The 18561-nt window shown below is 45.3% G+C and carries 21 protein-coding genes; 16 read left to right on the forward strand and 5 right to left on the reverse strand.

The window, feature by feature from the left end; genetic code table 11:
• Positions 1-20: 20 nt before the first annotated feature.
• Positions 21-1001 carry an L-Ala--D-Glu endopeptidase gene (gene lytH, locus QA442_RS05575; protein ID WP_014665248.1) on the reverse strand — a complete coding sequence of 327 codons (981 nt, stop codon included), beginning with the start codon at positions 999-1001 and terminating at the stop codon, positions 21-23.
• 234 nt (positions 1002-1235) lie between these two features.
• Here lytH and lipA point away from each other — a divergent pair, with 234 nt between their 5' ends.
• Positions 1236-2132: a lipoyl synthase gene (gene lipA, locus QA442_RS05580; protein ID WP_003222888.1), complete on the forward strand. Its 897-nt coding sequence runs from the start codon at positions 1236-1238 to the stop codon at positions 2130-2132.
• Positions 2133-2147: 15 nt separating this feature from the next.
• Here lipA and QA442_RS05585 read toward each other — a convergent pair whose 3' ends face one another.
• Positions 2148-2780 (reverse strand): YhcN/YlaJ family sporulation lipoprotein, encoded by a 633-nt coding sequence (locus QA442_RS05585; RefSeq protein WP_095431830.1) that lies wholly within the window; start codon positions 2778-2780, stop codon positions 2148-2150.
• A 113-nt stretch (positions 2781-2893) separates the two neighbouring features.
• On the opposite strand from QA442_RS05585, the gene QA442_RS05590 reads away from it, so the two are divergent.
• Genes QA442_RS05590 through nucF form a run of 3 tightly spaced genes read left to right on the forward strand, consistent with a single transcriptional unit; the run spans position 2894 to position 4426 of the window.
• On the forward strand, positions 2894-3169 hold the full coding sequence (locus QA442_RS05590; protein ID WP_003228682.1) for a YutD family protein: 276 nt from the start codon (positions 2894-2896) through the stop codon (positions 3167-3169).
• A gap of 23 nt (positions 3170-3192) precedes the next feature.
• The gene (locus QA442_RS05595) at positions 3193-3627 is read left to right on the forward strand and encodes a DUF86 domain-containing protein (protein WP_014665245.1); all 435 of its coding nucleotides are present in this window, start codon (positions 3193-3195) and stop codon (positions 3625-3627) included.
• 28 nt (positions 3628-3655) lie between these two features.
• Positions 3656-4426, forward strand: coding sequence for a 5' nucleotidase NucF (gene nucF, locus QA442_RS05600; RefSeq protein WP_071580815.1), 771 nt, complete (start codon positions 3656-3658; stop codon positions 4424-4426).
• Positions 4427-4452: 26 nt separating this feature from the next.
• Here the strand turns inward: nucF and QA442_RS05605 are convergent, their stop codons facing one another.
• Entirely contained in the window at positions 4453-4953 is a 501-nt protein-coding gene (locus QA442_RS05605; protein ID WP_003243814.1) for a phosphatidylglycerophosphatase A family protein, read from the reverse strand.
• A gap of 152 nt (positions 4954-5105) precedes the next feature.
• On the opposite strand from QA442_RS05605, the gene cotNH reads away from it, so the two are divergent.
• The 5 genes from cotNH to QA442_RS05630 all read left to right on the forward strand — a co-directional run bounded on the left by cotNH (position 5106) and on the right by QA442_RS05630 (position 11693).
• Positions 5106-6125: a spore coat-associated protein CotNH gene (gene cotNH, locus QA442_RS05610; protein ID WP_014665243.1), complete on the forward strand. Its 1020-nt coding sequence runs from the start codon at positions 5106-5108 to the stop codon at positions 6123-6125.
• 200 nt (positions 6126-6325) lie between these two features.
• Positions 6326-7627, forward strand: a complete 1302-nt coding sequence (locus QA442_RS05615) for a homoserine dehydrogenase (RefSeq protein ID WP_095431829.1) — start codon at positions 6326-6328, stop codon at positions 7625-7627.
• Entirely contained in the window at positions 7627-8685 is a 1059-nt protein-coding gene (gene thrC, locus QA442_RS05620; protein ID WP_040082516.1) for a threonine synthase, read from the forward strand. Before QA442_RS05615 ends, thrC begins: the two co-directional genes overlap by 1 nt.
• Positions 8682-9611, forward strand: a complete 930-nt coding sequence (gene thrB, locus QA442_RS05625) for a homoserine kinase (protein WP_279473826.1) — start codon at positions 8682-8684, stop codon at positions 9609-9611. Before thrC ends, thrB begins: the two co-directional genes overlap by 4 nt.
• 108 nt (positions 9612-9719) lie before the next feature.
• The gene (locus tag QA442_RS05630) at positions 9720-11693 is read left to right on the forward strand and encodes a S9 family peptidase (RefSeq protein ID WP_095431828.1); all 1974 of its coding nucleotides are present in this window, start codon (positions 9720-9722) and stop codon (positions 11691-11693) included.
• Between the two features lie 41 nt (positions 11694-11734).
• Here QA442_RS05630 and QA442_RS05635 read toward each other — a convergent pair whose 3' ends face one another.
• A complete protein-coding gene (locus tag QA442_RS05635; protein ID WP_010886606.1) occupies positions 11735-12070 on the reverse strand; it encodes a NifU family protein in 336 nt (111 codons plus the stop codon).
• A gap of 97 nt (positions 12071-12167) precedes the next feature.
• On the opposite strand from QA442_RS05635, the gene QA442_RS05640 reads away from it, so the two are divergent.
• Complete coding sequence (locus QA442_RS05640; RefSeq protein WP_095431827.1) at positions 12168-12494, forward strand: YuzD family protein; 327 nt, start codon at positions 12168-12170, stop codon at positions 12492-12494.
• A gap of 223 nt (positions 12495-12717) precedes the next feature.
• Here QA442_RS05640 and QA442_RS05645 read toward each other — a convergent pair whose 3' ends face one another.
• Complete coding sequence (locus QA442_RS05645; RefSeq protein ID WP_095431826.1) at positions 12718-13785, reverse strand: NAD(P)/FAD-dependent oxidoreductase; 1068 nt, start codon at positions 13783-13785, stop codon at positions 12718-12720.
• 262 nt (positions 13786-14047) lie between these two features.
• Here QA442_RS05645 and QA442_RS05650 point away from each other — a divergent pair, with 262 nt between their 5' ends.
• The 6 genes from QA442_RS05650 (at position 14048) to QA442_RS05675 (ending at position 18534) form a co-directional block, all read left to right on the forward strand.
• Positions 14048-14284 carry a YuzB family protein gene (locus QA442_RS05650; RefSeq protein ID WP_003222913.1) on the forward strand — a complete coding sequence of 79 codons (237 nt, stop codon included), beginning with the start codon at positions 14048-14050 and terminating at the stop codon, positions 14282-14284.
• Positions 14285-14419: 135 nt separating this feature from the next.
• On the forward strand, positions 14420-15634 hold the full coding sequence (locus QA442_RS05655) for a NupC/NupG family nucleoside CNT transporter (RefSeq protein WP_014665236.1): 1215 nt from the start codon (positions 14420-14422) through the stop codon (positions 15632-15634).
• Between the two features lie 121 nt (positions 15635-15755).
• Positions 15756-16610 carry a diaminopimelate epimerase gene (gene dapF, locus QA442_RS05660; protein ID WP_014665235.1) on the forward strand — a complete coding sequence of 285 codons (855 nt, stop codon included), beginning with the start codon at positions 15756-15758 and terminating at the stop codon, positions 16608-16610.
• Between the two features lie 78 nt (positions 16611-16688).
• On the forward strand, positions 16689-17051 hold the full coding sequence (locus tag QA442_RS05665) for a HesB/IscA family protein (RefSeq protein ID WP_003244166.1): 363 nt from the start codon (positions 16689-16691) through the stop codon (positions 17049-17051).
• Between the two features lie 317 nt (positions 17052-17368).
• Complete coding sequence (gene paiA / locus QA442_RS05670) at positions 17369-17911, forward strand: spermidine/spermine N(1)-acetyltransferase (RefSeq protein WP_095431825.1); 543 nt, start codon at positions 17369-17371, stop codon at positions 17909-17911.
• Positions 17911-18534 carry an FMN-binding negative transcriptional regulator gene (locus tag QA442_RS05675; protein ID WP_095431824.1) on the forward strand — a complete coding sequence of 208 codons (624 nt, stop codon included), beginning with the start codon at positions 17911-17913 and terminating at the stop codon, positions 18532-18534. Before paiA ends, QA442_RS05675 begins: the two co-directional genes overlap by 1 nt.
• Positions 18535-18561 lie beyond the last annotated feature (27 nt).

The following is an 18561-nucleotide window of genomic DNA, read 5'->3' on the forward strand; positions in this document are numbered from 1 at the left end:
GTCGAAGAGGCGGCTTTTTGTTACTTCTTTTTTTTGTATTCATATCGTTCCCACGCCCTCAAATGCGGGTATGGATCAAATGACCATTCGGTTCTTCCATTGTCTTTGTACATGCCGTAGTGCAGATGAGGCGGGAACTTCCCGGCGGTTCCCGGAGGACCGTATCCGGAGCTTCCGACTGATCCGATCACTTGGCCGGGCTCAACGATTTGTCCAGTTTTAATCCCTTTGGCAAACCCATTGAGGTGGGCAAAATAATGATACGTATTGTTAATGTCCCTGATGCCGATTCTCCATCCTCCGAAGCGGTTCCAGCCCTTCATTTCGACAACGCCGTAACATGTGGATTTGACAGGAAGGCCGTAATGAGCAAAGATATCCGTACCTTCATGAATCCGTCTTCCTCCGAAGCCGCGGGCATCTCCCCACGTGCTTCGATAGCTGTAATCGGTTCTGATCGGAAGCGGGAATGCATGCTCGCCCAGATCAATATGGCCGTAGGCTTTAAACAGCTTCATGAATTCAGATATGATCCCCACTGTCTGATCGCGCCGGTAATAATGCCAAAGCCCAATCCGGATGTTGTCCTCATCTGTGCCGTACGACAGCAAGTATTGGCTGAACGTATACAAAATATCTTCATCGTTGCTGACCTCTGCTTTCCCGTCTCCATCGCCATCCATTCCGATTCCGTCAAACACTTTAATGCTTAACGGCGCATCGTCTTTCGGATTTGGGTTTTCAGGCCCGCTCCAGATGTCATCGGGTATATGGATGCTGATGATTCCTGCCTTGTCGGGCAGATCTTTCCGGTTGCTCCGCACATTTTCCTCGTATTGATCAACAGCGGCGAGCGCATACCAAGGGATCTGCGTCACAGCCTCGATTTTATGATATAATTCCATCCGTTTCGACAGCACTGGATCTGAAAGCTTTTTTCCAGACGCAGAAGGCTCAAAGGCAAACAAAAGGAGAAGAAGAGCGGATAACAAAACTTTCACAAAATAATCTCCTTTCATATTGAATACACATAGTTTGCAGCAACCCGGCTTAAAAATGTCAGTAATCATCTTCCCTTGTCGAGAAATTTTTCCTATGTTAAAGTGTCTAAAGAAAAGACTTTCTTTAGTTAGAAAAACATTATTTTTGTTGCAGAAATAAAACCTGCACCTTTCTCGTTTTCAGAATGTTTCGTGTCAGAAATTGAGTATATTGGATATTGGAGATGATGGGAATTGGCAAAGAAAGACGAACACCTCAGAAAGCCCGAATGGCTCAAAATCAAATTAAATACAAATGAAAACTATACAGGGCTCAAAAAACTCATGCGGGAAAACAACCTGCATACCGTATGCGAAGAAGCAAAATGCCCGAATATTCATGAATGCTGGGCGGTCAGACGTACAGCGACATTTATGATTTTAGGTTCTGTTTGCACAAGAGCATGCCGTTTCTGCGCTGTCAAAACAGGACTTCCAACTGAGCTTGACCTGCAAGAGCCGGAACGCGTAGCGGATTCAGTCGCGCTTATGAATCTGAAGCACGCGGTCATTACGGCTGTGGCGCGTGACGATCAGAAAGACGGCGGGGCAGGCATTTTCGCGGAAACCGTCCGTGCAATCCGCAGAAAAAGCCCGTTCACAACAATTGAGGTGCTACCGTCTGATATGGGCGGAAACTACGATAACCTAAAAACCTTGATGGATACACGCCCAGACATCCTGAATCACAATATCGAAACGGTTCGCCGCCTGACGCCAAGAGTCCGCGCGCGTGCGACGTACGATCGTTCATTGGAATTTTTGCGCCGTGCGAAGGAAATGCAGCCTGACATTCCGACGAAATCAAGTATTATGATCGGACTCGGCGAAACCAAAGAAGAGATTATTGAAGTAATGGACGACCTCTTGGCGAACAACGTGGATATTATGGCAATCGGCCAATATCTGCAGCCGACGAAAAAACACTTGAAAGTCCAAAAATACTACCACCCTGATGAATTTGCAGAATTAAAGGAAATCGCGATGCAAAAAGGCTTCAGCCATTGCGAAGCCGGTCCGCTTGTCCGCTCCTCTTACCATGCGGATGAACAGGTAAACGAAGCATCTAAAAAGCGTCAAGCACAAGCGTAATGCCAAAACGCCAGATCATCTGGCGTTTTTGTCATTCCTATCGATTTTCATGTCCTGGTGTGTTTCTCCGTTGGCATTTTCATTCTCTGAGACGGGGCTTCCTTGCGGGGAGGTTTTCATTTCTTGAATCGTCCCCGACATGATCTCTCTGATATCTCTGGAACCAGAGCCGAGATTGCTGTAATTTTCGATGGACTGCATATGGTTTGGATTATCGGAAATATACACATGATAGTATCGCGGTATGACAGAAGCCGCTGTTTTTTTGACCTGATCGGCGGTCAGCTCCCGGTTTTTAGAATCGGTTTTGTATACGACAAGCGCTTCTCGGTCAGTCACCAATGTTGAAGCATCTTGAATATGGGGGAGCTGAACCGTTAAACTTGATATCATGTGAGCGGTTTCTTCCCGGTTCATCACCGGCGTTTTCTGCTGTTCGCCGTCAAATTGTTCTTTTTGATAGCGGACATAGCCAAATTGTTCGTTCTCATCATGCCTGTTAAAAGCCTCGTTGCGATCCGACACATGAATGGGTTTGGTTTGATTCTGTGTCTGATTGCGGACATTCTCGGAATTATCCAATCCTGCGCCTCCGCATCCGGATAAAAGTCCGGTCAGCAGGCAGAGGCTGATGGCAGTTCGTTTCATTTATCAATCCCTCCTCATGTGTAGGGTAGCCAAATCGCATGATTTATTCTTTAGCAATTGATGGGGACGGGGCAATGAATTATGATAGGAATGAGTGAAAAAGAGGTGAAATCATGATTCTTATTCAAAATGCCGAATTTGAATTGGTGCACAATTTCAAAGACGGCTTCAACGAAGAGGCTTTTAAAGCCCGCTACTCCGATATATTAAATAAATACGATTATATTGTGGGAGACTGGGGATACGGTCAGCTTAGGCTCAAGGGCTTCTTTGACGACCAGAATCAAAAGGCAACCTTCGAAACGAAAATCAGCACATTAGATGAATATATTTACGAATACTGCAATTTCGGCTGTGCGTATTTTGTCTTGAAACGGATCAGAAAATAAATATACACAAAGGGGATGCTGTCATGTATTTTGTTGACAGAAACAAAATAGAGAAAACACTGGGGTTCTTCGAGCACCAGCTGGCGCTATTTAACTCACAAACAGACTGGCAGACTGAATTCGGGGGACTGGCGCTTCAGCGTATAGGCCATCTGTTAATCGAATGCATTCTTGATACAGGCAATGACATGATTGACGGTTTTATTATGCGGGACCCGGGCAGCTATGATGACATTATGGACATACTTGTTGATGAAAAAGTTGTCACGGAAAAAGAGGGAACTGAGCTCAAGAAATTGATCGCCTACCGCAAAACATTGGTTCAACAGTACCTGCTCGCTGACAGCGGCGAGCTTTACAGGCTGATCAAGGCGCATCAAGCAGCCCTTCAAGACTTCCCGAAACGGATCAGAAGCTATTTGGAAACAGAGCTAGGACCTGTTTCCGCGTTTAAATAACAACTGGAAAGCCACAGGAGTGTTGAAAATGAAAACATATAAAGGGTATTTAATTGATTTAGACGGAACGATGTACAATGGCACGGAAAAAATCGAGGAAGCGTGTGAATTTGTCAGAACGCTGAAAGATCGCGGCGTTCCTTATCTTTTCGTGACAAACAACTCTTCGCGCACACCGAAGCAGGTGGCGGACAAGCTGATGTCTTTTGATATTCCGGCAACAGAAGAGCAGGTTTTCACGACAAGCATGGCTACTGCCCAGCATATTGCCCAGCAGAAAAAAGACGCGTCTGTATATGTGATTGGGGAGGAAGGAATCCGCCAGGCGATTGAAGAAAACGGCCTGACATTTGGCGGAGAAAACGCGGACTTTGTCGTTGTTGGTATCGACCGTTCCATTACATACGAAAAATTTGCTGTCGGCTGCCTGGCAATCAGAAATGGTGCCCGCTTTATTTCCACTAACGGAGATATTGCGATCCCGACTGAAAGAGGGCTTCTGCCTGGAAACGGCTCACTGACATCTGTGTTAACCGTTTCTACAGGTGTACAGCCTGTATTTATCGGCAAGCCGGAGTCAATCATTATGGAGCAGGCGATGCGCGTTCTCGGCACAGAAGTGTCTGAAACACTCATGGTCGGCGACAACTACGCGACTGATATTATGGCCGGCATTAACGCGGGTATGGATACGCTGCTCGTTCACACGGGCGTAACGAAAAGAGAGCATATGACAGACGAAATGGAAAAACCGACTCACGCCATTGACTCTCTGACTGAATGGATTCCATACATTTGAAAAAAGGGCGCCCCAAAAGGGTGCCCTTATTCTGTGTGCCGCGCGCGGTGTGCGAGCCTGCTTGAGGCCGCGGCGGAAATCGCGCCGACGATGTCATCCAGAAAGGTATGGCATTCGCCGGTTGATTTATCATTTAATCGTTTAAGGATTCCGGGTTTTTCTTTGTCGATGTAACCGTAGTTCGTAAACCCGATCGATCCGTAAATGTTTACAATGGAAAATGCCAGAACTTCATCTACTCCATATAGGCTTTCATCTATTTCCAGCATCGTTTGCAGCGGTTCAGACAGTTTTTTCTGCTCAGCAAGAACATCCAATTCAATGCCCGTTAAAATCGCGTTTTGCACCTCGCGTTTTGCGAGAACACGATTGACGTTCAGCGTGCATTCATCAATGGTCAAATCCGGATGATATTTTTTCTGCAGAAAAAAGACAAGCTCGGCAATATCTGATACCTCTACGCCGCGCTCCTTCATCCGTGCTCTTGCTTTAGCTTCCATCTGACTGAATTGTTCGTTTTCTGACATCAGCTTCACCCAATCTTTTTTACTAGTTTATACAAAATGTTTGAGAAGTTTACGACTTTTTCTTGCGCCTTGTTCGGATTAAAATATGTATTCATAATTCCGGCTGTGTATGACTACGATGTGATGAGCCCTAATTCAACAGGCAGGTGATCATGGTGAAAGGTACAATAAAAGAAAAATACGGCATTCACATCAGGCAGCTCTCCGTGTACCAGCACACATATCAATGCTTTCAGACGCCTAATTCATTCTTTCTGATAGTCCCCGTTTCCCAATTCTCAGATACAGAGCTGGCGGAGCTTTATTACATGAGTCAGTATTTACAAGAACAAAGTGACCCATACGTTTCGGTTTTTATCTTTACAAAAGAAGGCGAGCTGACATTTGAACATGAAGAAAAAACGTACGCTCTGCTGAAGGCGGCCCCCCCTTATTCAAACAGGGCGTTCTCCATTGGAGCGGAGCTGGCGGAATTTCATCGAAAAGGCAGAGGGTATCCGTATGAGGTGAAGGCAGCCGGAAGAATCGGCCAGTGGAAGGATCTGTGGGGAAAACGCATTGATCAGCTGGAGGTGTTTTGGCAGCGAAAGGTTCATAGCCCTCCTCACGAGCCATTCGATAAAAAAATGATCGAGTCATTTCCATATTATTTAGGACTGTCAGAAAACGCGATCCAATATTTAGTGGACACTGAGCTGGATGACAAGCCCCAAGCCGCTGATTCAGGAACGATATGCCATCAGCGGATGGAAAGGCATACATGGTCACCTGAATCACTGATCAGGATTCCGGCGGATTGGGTGTTTGACCACGCTTCCCGTGATATGGCTGAATATATGAGACATACGTTTTTGCATCACAGACAAGATTTTCAACAGCAGGGCTTTCTCTTTTTGCAGGAATACGAGCAAGTCACACCGCTGTCTTCGTTTTCGAAACGCCTTTTATACAGCCGTCTGCTTTTTCCGCTTCATTATTTTGAAATTGTGGAAAGCTATTACATGTCTTCAGAATCAGAAAAGCATTATTTTGAAGAACAGCTTGACTTTATTCTTAATGACTGTGAGCGTTATGAACAATTTCTCAATACAGCGCAGGAATTCATGAATATGCGGGCGCAGAAGCTGTTTGTTCCCCGCGTCAGCTGGCTCGGCAAAGGCAGCTCAGGGTGAGGAGAAAATCTGACAAAAATAATTAGAAAATAAAGAATCTTGTCATATCAATGTGTTAAGCGTTTACATTCGAAAAATTCAGCCTATCGCTGTCTTGTCAAAACAGAAGCGGGCTTATATAATGTTTGTAACTTATATGTCTGTGTTGAGTTAACAATTGTCTTTTTCAAGAGGACAATCAAAAGAAAGGTGGAGTTTTTTTGAAAGCGATTCGTGTAGGGCTTTTAGGTTTAGGTACCGTGGGAAGCGGTGTCGTTAAAATTATTCAAGATCATCAGGATAAGCTTATGCATCAGGTCGGCTGTCCGGTTACGATAAAAAAAGTGCTTGTAAAAGATGTAGAGAAAAAGAGAGAAGTAGATTTGCCGAAAGAAGTGCTTACGACAGAAGTATATGATGTCATTGATGACCCGGATGTTGATGTCATCATCGAGGTGATCGGCGGAGTTGAGCAGACAAAACAATATTTGGTCGACGCGCTGAGATCGAAAAAGCATGTTGTCACAGCAAACAAGGACTTAATGGCTGTGTACGGCTCCGAGCTGCTTGCTGAAGCGAAGGAAAATGGATGCGATATCTACTTTGAAGCCAGTGTTGCCGGCGGGATTCCGATTCTGCGCACGTTAGAGGAAGGCCTCTCATCAGACCGGATTACAAAAATGATGGGAATTGTGAACGGCACAACGAACTTTATCTTAACAAAAATGATCAAAGAGAAAAGCCCTTACGAGGAAGTGCTCAAGGAAGCCCAGGATCTCGGTTTTGCCGAAGCTGATCCGACTTCAGACGTGGAAGGGCTTGACGCCGCACGGAAAATGGCGATATTGGCGCGCCTCGGCTTTTCGATGAACGTGGATCTGGAAGACGTTAAAGTAAAGGGGATCTCCCAAATTACAGACGAGGACATCAGCTTCAGCAAACGTCTCGGCTATACAATGAAGCTGATCGGGATTGCCCAGCGTGACGGCAGCAAAATCGAAGTCAGCGTACAGCCGACACTGCTTCCTGACCACCATCCGCTTTCTGCTGTTCATAATGAGTTTAACGCCGTTTATGTATACGGGGAGGCTGTCGGTGAGACGATGTTCTACGGACCGGGAGCCGGAAGCATGCCGACAGCGACATCCGTTGTTTCTGACCTTGTCGCTGTCATGAAAAATATGCGCCTCGGCGTAACAGGCAACAGCTTTGTCGGACCGCAATATGAGAAAAACATGAAATCGCCGTCTGACATTTACGCACAGCAGTTTTTAAGAATTCATGTAAAAGATGAGGTTGGTTCATTCTCGAAAATTACGTCTGTGTTCTCAGAACGGGGCGTGAGCTTTGAGAAAATTCTTCAACTGCCAATTAAAGGCCATGATGAGTTAGCAGAAATCGTAATTGTCACACACCATACATCAGAAGCTGATTTCAGTGATATCCTGCAAAACCTAAATGATTTGGAAGTCGTTCAAGAAGTCAAAAGCACATATCGTGTAGAAGGGAACGGTTGGAGCTAATGTGGAAAGGACTTATCCATCAATATAAAGAATTTTTACCTGTAACAGATCAAACACCGGCGCTTACTTTACATGAAGGAAACACGCCTCTTATTCACCTGCCGAAGCTGTCTGAGCAGCTCGGAATTGAGCTTCATGTCAAAACGGAGGGCGTCAATCCTACTGGATCATTTAAAGATCGCGGAATGGTTATGGCTGTGGCGAAGGCAAAAGAAGAAGGCAATGACACAATTATGTGCGCGTCAACAGGTAACACTTCCGCTGCTGCGGCAGCCTATGCAGCCCGCGCTAACATGAAATGCATCGTCATTATCCCGAACGGAAAAATTGCGTTTGGAAAGCTCGCTCAAGCAGTCATGTACGGAGCCGAGATTATCGCAATTGACGGAAACTTTGACGACGCGCTTAAAATTGTCCGTTCCATCTGTGAGAAATCACCGATTGCCCTTGTCAACTCAGTCAACCCTTACCGCATTGAAGGCCAAAAAACTGCTGCCTTCGAAGTGTGCGAACAGCTGGGGGAAGCGCCGGATGTGTTAGCGATCCCAGTTGGAAACGCGGGAAATATCACTGCGTACTGGAAAGGCTTCAAGGAATATCATGAGAAAAACGGCACAGGCCTTCCAAAAATGCGCGGCTTTGAAGCGGAGGGCGCTGCGGCAATTGTGCGCAATGAAGTGATTGAAAATCCGGAAACAATAGCGACGGCCATTCGGATTGGAAACCCGGCAAGCTGGGACAAAGCGGTAAAGGCAGCCGAGGAATCCGATGGGAAAATTGACGAAGTTACTGATGATGAAATCCTTCACGCCTATCAGCTGATTGCCCGTGAAGAAGGCGTGTTTGCAGAACCAGGTTCTTGCGCGTCTATCGCAGGAGTGCTGAAACAGGTGAAATCCGGAGAAATTCCGAAAGGCAGCAAGGTCGTGGCTGTGTTAACAGGAAACGGACTGAAAGATCCGAACACAGCGGTCGACATTTCCGAAATTAAGCCCGTCACATTGCCGACTGATGAAGAAAGCATCCTTGAATATATAAAAGGAGCGGCCCGTGTATGAACGAAGCCGACATGCTGTTCTCTGTCACTGTTCCCGGAAGCACGGCTAACCTGGGCCCCGGCTTTGATTCAGTCGGAATGGCGCTTAGCAGATATTTGAAGCTGACCGTCTTTGAAAGCGACAAATGGTCATTTGAAGCTGAAACAGAAACAGTCGCCGGAATTCCGGCGGGTACAGATAACCTGATCTATCAAGTGGCTAAACGGACCGCAGATTTGTACGGAAAAGAAATGCCCCCTGTCCATGTGAAGGTGTGGAGCGACATCCCTCTTGCACGCGGCCTTGGCAGCAGCGCCGCGGCGATTGTAGCGGCCATTGAACTGGCTGATGAATTATGCGGCCTAAAGCTGTCTGAAGCGGACAAGCTGCATGTAGCCAGTTTAGAAGAAGGACACCCGGACAATGCTGGAGCGTCTCTCGTTGGCGGACTTGTGATCGGCCTGCATGAGGATGACGAGACCCAAATGATCCGCGTCCCGGATGCCGACATTGACGTTGTCGTTGTCATTCCTTTTTACGAAGTGCTGACAAGAGACGCAAGAGACGTGCTTCCGAAGGAGTTTCCATATGCCGACGCCGTAAAAGCTAGTGCTGTCAGCAATATGCTCATTGCTGCGATCATGTCCAAGGATTGGCCGCTCGTCGGGAAAATGATGAAAAAGGATATATTCCATCAGCCGTACCGGGCGATGCTAGTGCCTGAGCTTTCTAAAGTAGAACACGTCGCCGAGATGAAGGGCGCATATGGAACGGCGCTCAGCGGGGCAGGCCCGACAATTCTCGTCATGACCGAAAAAGGAAAGGGGGAAGAGCTGAAGGAACAGCTCGCGCTTCATTTCCCTTATTGTGAAGTGGACGCTTTGACCGTTCCGAAAGAGGGAAGTATAATAGAGCGAAACCCTTTATATCAAGTAAAAAGTGTATAAATCATGCCAAGCGTCTCTCAGCCTCAGCTGAGGGCGCTTTTTTTGCTGGAGATAAAGGAGTTTTTATTTAGGAAAACGAAATACATGTAAAAAGGAGGAGATATGAATATGAAAAAGCTGATAACCGCAGAAAACATCACAGAGATTGTCTCTGTGACCGATCCTCAATACGCCCCAGACGGCACCCGTGCCGCATTTGTGAAGTCACAAGTAAACCAAGAGAAAGATTCGTATACATCAAATATATGGGTCTATGAAACAAAAACAGGCGGGTCTGTTCCTTGGACACATGGAGAAAAGCGAAGCACCGACCCAAGATGGTCTCCGGACGGGCGCACGCTTGCTTTTATTTCTGATCGTGAAGGGGATGCAGCACAGCTGTATATCATGAGCACTGAAGGCGGAGAAGCAAGAAAACTGACTGATATCCCATATGGCGTGTCAAAGCCGCTATGGTCCCCGGACGGTGAATCGATTCTTGTCACAGTCAATTTGGGAGAGGGAGAAAGTGCTAATGATCAAGAAAAATTGGAGCAGGACAGCTATGAACCTGTTGAAGTTCATGGTCTCTCCTATAAACGGGACGGCAAAGGGCTGACGAGAGGTGCGTATGCCCAGCTTGTGCTTGTCAGCGTCAAGTCTGGCGAGATGAAGGAGCTGACAAATCACAAAGCCGATCATGGCGATCCTGCTTTTTCTCCTGACGGCAAATGGCTTGTTTTCTCAGCTAATTTAACTGAAATGGATGATGCCAGCAAGCCGCATGATGTTTACATGATGTCACTGGCGTCTGGTGATCTTAAGCAGGTTACACCTCATCGCGGCTCATTCGGATCAAGTTCATTTTCACCAGACGGAAGGTATCTTGCTTTGCTTGGAAATGAAAAGGAATATAAGAATGCAACGCTCTCAAAGGCGTGGCTCTATGATATCGAACAAGGCCGCCTCACATGTCTGACTGAGATGCTGGACGTTCATTTAGCGGATGCGCTGATTGGAGATTCATTGATTGGAGGTGCCGAACAGCGCCCGATTTGGACGAAAGACTGCCAAGGGTTTTATGTTATCGGCACAGATCAAGGAAGCACGGGAATCTATTATATTTCGATTGAAGGCCTTGTGTATCCGATTCGTCTGGAAAAGGAGTATATCAATAGCTTTTCTCTTTCACCTGATGAACAGCACTTTATGGCCAGTGTGACAAAGCCGGACAGACCGAGTGAGCTTTACAGTATCCCGCTTGGACAGGAAGAAAAACAGCTGACTGGCGTGAATGACAAGTTTGTCAGTGAGCATGCGATTTCACTACCTGAAGAGATTCAATATGTCACAAAAGACGGTGTGACGGTGAACGGCTGGCTGATGAAGCCTGCACAAATGGAAGGTGAAACAGCATATCCACTTATTCTCAACATACACGGCGGTCCTCATATGATGTACGGGCATACATATTTTCATGAGTTTCAAGTGCTGGCGGCGAAGGGATACGCGGTCGTCTATATCAATCCGAGGGGAAGCCACGGCTACGGGCAGGAATTTGTGAATGCAGTCAGAGGAGATTATGGGGGAAAGGATTATGACGATGTGATGCAGGCTGTGGATGAGGCTATCAAACGAGATCCGCATATTGATCCTAAGCGGCTCGGTGTCACGGGCGGAAGCTACGGAGGTTTCATGACCAACTGGATCGTCGGGCAGACGAACCGCTTTAAAGCTGCCGTCACCCAGCGCTCAATATCAAATTGGATCAGCTTTCACGGCGTCAGTGATATCGGCTATTTCTTTACAGACTGGCAGCTTGAGCATGACATGTTTGAGGACACAGAAAAGCTCTGGGACCGGTCTCCTTTAAAATACGCAGCAAACGTTAAGACACCGCTTTTGATTCTGCATAGCGAGCGGGATGACCGATGCCCGATCGAGCAGGCGGAGCAGCTGTTTATCGCTCTGAAAAAAATGGGCAAGGAAACGATGCTTGTCCGTTTTCCGAAAGCGTCGCACAATTTGTCACGCACCGGACACCCAAGACAGCGGATCAAGCGCCTGAATTATATCAGCTCATGGTTTGACCAATATCTCTAATAAAAAAGCCAGGCTGATTAAATGTCAGCCTGGCTGCTTGATTAAAAGACTTGTTCTACTTCAACGACACCCGGCACTTCTTCTAGAAGAGCGCGCTCAATTCCGGCTTTCAGCGTAATTGTTGAACTTGGGCAGCTGCCGCATGCGCCTAGAAGACGAAGCTTAACAATACCTTCATCTACGTCTACAAGCTCACAGTCACCGCCGTCACGAAGTAAAAACGGACGAAGTTTGTCCAGTACTTCCTGCACCTGTTCTTTCATTTCAACTTCAGTCATGACATTCGCTCCTTTCGTCGTCATAAAACCATTATATTCAGTGTAACAATAAAAATCTATTGTTTGGTTTGCAAAGTTGCTTTCCCTATTATAGCACATTCAGACTTCAACACAAAAACGGTTTTTTTCTATAAAAACGCTCTTTGGCTCTGTATACTTAAAGAAAGGACTTACCTAGGAGAAGGGGGCATTTGCAGTGATGAAACCAATCATGCTCAGCGTGTACGGGGCAGAAACCGTTTGTGCGAGCTGTGTCAATATGCCGACAGCCAAGGATACATACGAGTGGCTTGAGGCTGCGCTGAAAAGAAAATATCCGAATCAGCCTTTTGAGATGCAATACATCGATATTCATGAGCCGCCAGACAATGAACATGTGAAAGAGCTTGCGGAAAAAATCAGAAATGACGAGTATTTTTATCCGCTTGTACTCGTAGAAGACAAAATTGTCGGTGAAGGCAATCCAAAATTAAAAGACGTTTATGAGGAAATGGAGAAGCATGGGTATATAGAAAACCGCTGACTTGATCAGCGGTTCCAGCGTGTGGACAAACCCTCGCATTCGTTGTCAAGCCTGTGCGTTGGTGCTCACGAATGAAAACATTCGCTCCGCTCCAATGCTCGCCTTTCCTAGACTTCAAGGGTTTTCAAACACGCTGAAAAGATGAAAACGGCTAAAACTAAAACCGTTTTAGCCGTTTGTAATCATTTAAACCGCTGACCTGATCAGCGGTTCTTCTCTATCATTAACCGTTATGGTGTTTGTACATCCACAGCAAGCCGGATTTTAGCATACGCGGAACACGGCCGATCAGCGGACGGTCAGCAACAAGCCCGAAGCCGGCTTTTTTTCCAAGTGAACCGAGGACGCCTTTCAGCTTAAACTGCGGCATTGATTCAGGCAGGGCTTCTCCATTCCAGCGTTTTTGCAAGATTTGGACAATCTGCTCTGCTTGAGCCTCTGCCAGCTGGGCGCTCGGTGCATGAGGAAGGCTGGCGCAATCGCCGACAACATACAGATGTTCATCACCTGGAAGATTGTGATGAGGCGTTAATACAATACGCCCTTGTGCGTCCTTCTCCACATCTAAGTCTCTGACAACTTTGTTTGGCTGTATGCCGGCAGTCCACACGATGGCGTCTGTAGAAATCGGATCATCGTGGTTATACACAACGCCTTCTTCTACTTTTGTGATATTTGCCCTGTTAATAATGCGGACACCGTGCTCTTCGAACCATTTTTGCACATATTTGCTCAAACGCTCGGGAAAGCTTGATAAAATGAGATTACCGCGGTCGAACAAAATAATGTTCAGGTCATCACGGCTTTCTCTCAATTCACTTGCAAGCTCAACACCGCTTAAGCCCGCTCCGACAATGGCGACGGTGGCATTAGCGCTCAGGTTATTCAGCTTTTGGTAGGTTTCACGGGACTGATCGATGGTTTGAATGCTGTAGGTGAATTCAGGCGCTCCCGGCACGTTGTGATATTTATCCTCACAGCCGAGCCCGATGACGGCGTCATCGTAAGAAATCGGTTCACGATTTTGGAACAGCACTTGTTTTTGTGCAATATTAATTGATGTGATATCACCGTATTGGACATCCAGGCGAGGGTGCTCTGGGAATGACACTCTAATATGGTGGTCAGAAATTGTGCCTGCGGCAAGGGCATAATATTCTGTTTTCAAGCAGTGATAAGGATTTCTGTCAATTAACGTGATTGAAACATCATCAGGCAGCTGGTTTGGCAATAAGCGATGAAGAACACGCATGTTCCCGTAACCTCCGCCGATCAAGACCAATTTTTTCATTTGAATTCCCCTTTAATCCGAAGAGTATGATAGACACATTGAAGAAAATACGAACTATGTAAAATAACATCTAGAATTATATCGAATTTGATCTAAAATCACAATAATAGTTTCAAAATAACCTACAATTTAGCCTGAAAGCGCAAATTAGTAAAACGTTATACAAGAAATGATATGTTACGATAATAAATTTTGAACAGTCCGTTGTCTTTGACGAATCGTAAAAAATTCGCGATAATGGATGTATGTGAGGTGAAACCGCATGAATCCAATGATTGAATTTTGTGTCAGCAATCTGGCTCACGGCTCTCAGGAAGCTAGGGCGATTTTAGAGAAGGATCCCAACCTGGATGTCCTTGAATACGGCTGCTTAAGCTACTGCGGGACATGTATGGAATCGCTTTTCGCTCTGGTAAACGGAGAAGTCGTCATGGGTGAAACGCCTGCTGAGCTTGTTGAGAATATATATACCTTTATTGAAGAAAATCCAATGTTTTAAAGAAAAGGGCCTGGACAGGCCCTTTTTTATTTTGTCGTACAAAAGAACTAAAAAAATGTGTAGACATCAAAAAATATTATTGTTATCGTATAAAAGATATTTTTTAAATAAAATTTAAGAGGTGTACGAGTATTCATGAATGTTCTGTGGGGACTGCTGGGCGCAGTTGCGATCATTGCTATCGCGTTTTTATTTTCAGAAAAGAAAAGCAATATTAAGATAAGAACCGTCATTGTTGGTTTATGCACACAGGTGGCGTTTGGATACATCGTGTTGAAATGGGAAGCGGGACGCGCTGTTTTTTTATGGTTTTCAAGCCGTGTACAGCTTCTGATTGACTATGCGAATGAAGGCATCAGTTTTATTTTTGGACCGCTTTTAAAGGTCGGCGACAGTCCGGCATTTGCATTAAGTGTACTGCCCGTTATCATTTTCTTCTCAGCACTGATTGCAGTTTTATATCATTTGAAAATCATGCAGCTCGTTTTCCGTGTCATTGGCGGCGGATTGTCGAAGCTCCTTGGAACAAGCAAAACGGAATCTCTGGCAGCGGCTGCCAATATTTTTGTAGGACAATCAGAATCTCCGTTAGTGATCAAGCCCCTGATTGCCGGGCTGACGCGCTCTGAGTTGTTTACGATTATGACGAGCGGACTATCGGCTGTTGCGGGATCTACCTTGTTTGGGTACGCGCTTCTTGGTATTCCGATTGAATACTTGCTGGCGGCCAGCTTTATGGCTGCTCCAGCTGGACTTGTGTTTGGTAAATTGATTATACCCGAAACGGAAAAAACGCAAACCGTAAATAGCGACTTTAAAATGGATGAAGGCGAAGGCGCAGCCAATGTCATTGACGCAGCTGCAAAGGGAGCGTCAACAGGACTGCAAATTGCGTTAAATGTTGGGGCGATGCTGCTAGCGTTCGTTGCGTTAATCGCTGTAGTAAACGGTATTCTCGGCGGGGCTTTCGGTTTGTTCGGCTTAAAAGGCGTCACATTAGAATCCATTCTCGGCTATGTGTTTTCTCCTATCGCCTTTTTGATTGGCGTGCCTTGGCATGAAGCATTGCAGGCTGGAAGCTATATCGGCCAGAAATTGGTGCTGAATGAGTTTGTCGCTTATTCTAATTTCGGTCCGCACATCGGCGAGTTTTCTAAGAAAACGGCTACCATTATTAGTTTTGCGTTATGCGGATTCGCCAATTTTTCCTCAATAGCGATTATGCTTGGTACGCTTGGCGGATTAGCGCCCAGCCGCCGTTCGGATATCGCACGTCTCGGCCTGAAGGCTGTTCTTGCGGGAACATTAGCCAATCTGCTCAGCGCAGCTATTGCCGGCATGTTTATATAAACAATAAAAGCTCCTTGCGTCAGTGCAAGGAGCTTTTATGTATGAAAAACGGGGGATAATTGTATTGTGTCCGTTTATAATAGCTTTTATACTAAGAAAAAGAAAAAAGTTGGAGGCACCTATGAACTCATTTCGATTTACCAAAATGCACGGCCTGGGAAACAATTATATTTATGTGAATCAATTTGAAGAACAGCTTCCTGAAGAAAAACTGTCAGAGATTGCAATTCAGGTTTCTTCTGTTTATACAGGGATCGGTTCTGACGGAATGATCCTGATATGCCCATCAGATCAAGCGCCTGTTAAAATGCGGATTTTTAATAATGACGGGTCTGAAGGGAAAAACTGCGGCAACGGCCTGCGCTGCGTCGCAAAATACGCATATGAGCATAAGCTGGTTGAGGAAACATCTTTTCTGATTGAAACCCTCTCCGGGCTTGTGAAAGCGGAGGTTCAAGTTGAAAATGGAAAAGTGAATGTGGTCACTGTCGATATGGGCGAACCGCGCTTATCAAAATCCGAGCTCCCGATGCTTGACGGCGGGGAAGAGCACACAATCAATGAAACCATGGCATTTGGTGAAGTTGAGCTAACAGGCACTGCCGTTTCAATGGGAAATCCGCATATCGTTTTTCCGATCGCTGACATCGAACAGGCACCCTTAACGACACTGGGACCGGTGATTGAGAAAGACCCGAGATTTCCGGAAGGCGTCAATGTGGAATTCGTCGAAACCGTGAATGAACAAGAACTGCATTTCCGCGTCTGGGAACGGGGATCAGGCATTACACAGGCATGCGGGACAGGGGCATGTGCAGCGGCTGTCGCATCTGTGTTGAACGGCGTATCAAAACGAAATCAAGACATCACGGTGCATTTAGCAGGCGGTGATTTGGTGATAAACTGGAAAGATAACGGCCATGTGATGATGACAGGGCCTGCCGAAACCGTTTGTGAGGGTGTCTATTTCTTGTAAAACACCTTGTTTGAGAATTGGGACGATCATGTTTATAATAAAAGACAGCAACCGGTTTTTAAAAGGAGGTTCACAATGATGAGCAACCCGGTAACAATTACAGAAGCAGCAGCTTTGCATATAAAAGATATGATGAAAGAGCATGAGGAAGAAAACGCATTTCTGCGCGTAGGCGTCAAAGGCGGCGGCTGCAGCGGGCTTTCTTACGGCATGGGCTTTGAGCATGAAAAAAGTGAATCAGACAGTGTGTTTGATCAGCACGGCATCACTGTTCTAGTTGACAAAGAAAGCCTCGACATCATGAACGGCACCGTGATTGATTATAAACAATCCATGCTCGGCGGCGGCTTCACCATCGACAATCCAAACGCCATCGCTTCATGCGGCTGCGGTTCTTCGTTCAGAACAGCAACGAATGCAGGCAAGCCTGAAGAGTGCTAAGCACTAAAAACGGATAGCAATTATTACTGACGCTTTTCTTAGCGATAAATTATCGTTAAGGGAGGCGTTTTTATTATGCTCTGCATTTTAAAAATGAAGCAGAGGTCCGAGTGTTTCGGACAGAGAAATCCTGTATTGTCGTTATTTTGTATTTTGTTGTAAATACAGCGAAGTTACGCTATATTTAATACATAGTATTTTATTGCAATTGCAACAAAAATAACATTAAGGAGTTGATGATGGAGAAGATTTTTGGTGGAATGGTAACAAGGTCAGTATCTGTTCCGTGATTTTATATAAAGGAGCTAAGTCCGAACATGAGCGTAAACATTAAAAAATGCAGCCGGGAAGATTTACAAATACTCCAACAATTGAGTATCGAAACATTCAACGACACTTTTAAAGATCAGAATTCACCTGAAAATATGAAAGCCTATTTAGAAAGGGCATTTAACACGAAGCAGTTGGAAAAGGAATTATCCAATATGTCTTCGGAATTCTTTTTTGTTTACTTTGATCATGAAGTCGCTGGATATGTAAAAGTCAACATCGATGATGCGCAGTCTGAAGAAATGGGCGCTGAATCACTTGAAATCGAGAGAATTTATGTAAAGAACAACTTTCAAAAGCATGGGCTTGGCAAACATCTGCTGAATAAAGCGATAGAAATTGCGCTGGAACGTAATAAAAAGAACATTTGGCTAGGTGTATGGGAAAAAAACGAAAATGCCATTGCCTTTTATAAGAAAAGGGGGTTTGTTCAGACTGGCGCCCACTCATTTTATATGGGGGATGAAGAACAAACAGACTTAATCATGACCAAAACGCTCACATCATATTTTTCAAAGGGTGGATGTTGATGTATATTCCAAAATATTTTAAGGTCACAAATGCTGAAGACATTTGGAATTTTGTACAAGAAAACGCCTTTGGTACGATTGTCACAACAGAACAAGGAAAACCAATTGCCACTCATTTGCCGTTAGGATTTCATAAAAAAGGCGATCATTACTATATTACGGGGCATTTCGCTTATGGAAATCCTCAGTGGAGAACGTTTGAAGCCTGTGAAGATGTGCTTGTGATGTTTCAGGGACCGCACGCTTATATTTCTTCTTCCTGGTATTCACGCGAAAATGTTCCGACGTGGAATTATCAGGCTGTCCACATGTATGGAAAAGCAAGTATGTTAGAGAAAGATGAACTAGCAGAAGAATTAACAATCATGCTGGAGAAATACGAAAAACATCGTGATCATCCTGTTTTATGGGATAAGCTTTCTCCAAAACTCTTAGAACGTGAATTGAAAGGTATTGTTGGATTTAAGATTAAGGTGGAAGACATTCAGGCGGCATATAAATTAAGCCAGAACCGAAATGAAAAAGATTATATGAACATCATTGATCAGTTGCAACATGAAGAAAATCCAAATGCAAAACAAATGGCAGAACTGATGAAAGATACATTCAAAAAGCGAATATAAGCATACTTTGCTGAAGAAGTAACAGAA

Source organism: Bacillus stercoris, assembly GCF_029772985.1.
GTDB classification, from domain to species: domain Bacteria; phylum Bacillota; class Bacilli; order Bacillales; family Bacillaceae; genus Bacillus; species Bacillus stercoris.

Bases quoted from the DNA above. Each gene is read 5' to 3' on its own strand.
- QA442_RS05585 (WP_095431830.1), bottom strand. From the start codon at position 2,780: ATGAAACGAACTGCCATCAGCCTCTGCCTGCTGACCGGACTTTTATCC.
- QA442_RS05590 (WP_003228682.1), top strand. From the start codon at position 2,894: ATGATTCTTATTCAAAATGCCGAATTTGAATTGGTGCACAATTTCAAA.
- QA442_RS05595 (WP_014665245.1), top strand. From the start codon at position 3,193: ATGTATTTTGTTGACAGAAACAAAATAGAGAAAACACTGGGGTTCTTC.
- nucF (WP_071580815.1), top strand. From the start codon at position 3,656: ATGAAAACATATAAAGGGTATTTAATTGATTTAGACGGAACGATGTAC.
- QA442_RS05605 (WP_003243814.1), bottom strand. From the start codon at position 4,953: ATGTCAGAAAACGAACAATTCAGTCAGATGGAAGCTAAAGCAAGAGCA.
- cotNH (WP_014665243.1), top strand. From the start codon at position 5,106: ATGGTGAAAGGTACAATAAAAGAAAAATACGGCATTCACATCAGGCAG.
- thrC (WP_040082516.1), top strand. From the start codon at position 7,627: ATGTGGAAAGGACTTATCCATCAATATAAAGAATTTTTACCTGTAACA.
- thrB (WP_279473826.1), top strand. From the start codon at position 8,682: ATGAACGAAGCCGACATGCTGTTCTCTGTCACTGTTCCCGGAAGCACG.
- QA442_RS05630 (WP_095431828.1), top strand. From the start codon at position 9,720: ATGAAAAAGCTGATAACCGCAGAAAACATCACAGAGATTGTCTCTGTG.
- QA442_RS05635 (WP_010886606.1), bottom strand. From the start codon at position 12,070: ATGTGCTATAATAGGGAAAGCAACTTTGCAAACCAAACAATAGATTTT.
- QA442_RS05645 (WP_095431826.1), bottom strand. From the start codon at position 13,785: ATGAAAAAATTGGTCTTGATCGGCGGAGGTTACGGGAACATGCGTGTT.
- QA442_RS05650 (WP_003222913.1), top strand. From the start codon at position 14,048: ATGAATCCAATGATTGAATTTTGTGTCAGCAATCTGGCTCACGGCTCT.
- QA442_RS05655 (WP_014665236.1), top strand. From the start codon at position 14,420: ATGAATGTTCTGTGGGGACTGCTGGGCGCAGTTGCGATCATTGCTATC.
- dapF (WP_014665235.1), top strand. From the start codon at position 15,756: ATGAACTCATTTCGATTTACCAAAATGCACGGCCTGGGAAACAATTAT.
- QA442_RS05665 (WP_003244166.1), top strand. From the start codon at position 16,689: ATGAGCAACCCGGTAACAATTACAGAAGCAGCAGCTTTGCATATAAAA.
- paiA (WP_095431825.1), top strand. From the start codon at position 17,369: ATGAGCGTAAACATTAAAAAATGCAGCCGGGAAGATTTACAAATACTC.
- QA442_RS05675 (WP_095431824.1), top strand. From the start codon at position 17,911: ATGTATATTCCAAAATATTTTAAGGTCACAAATGCTGAAGACATTTGG.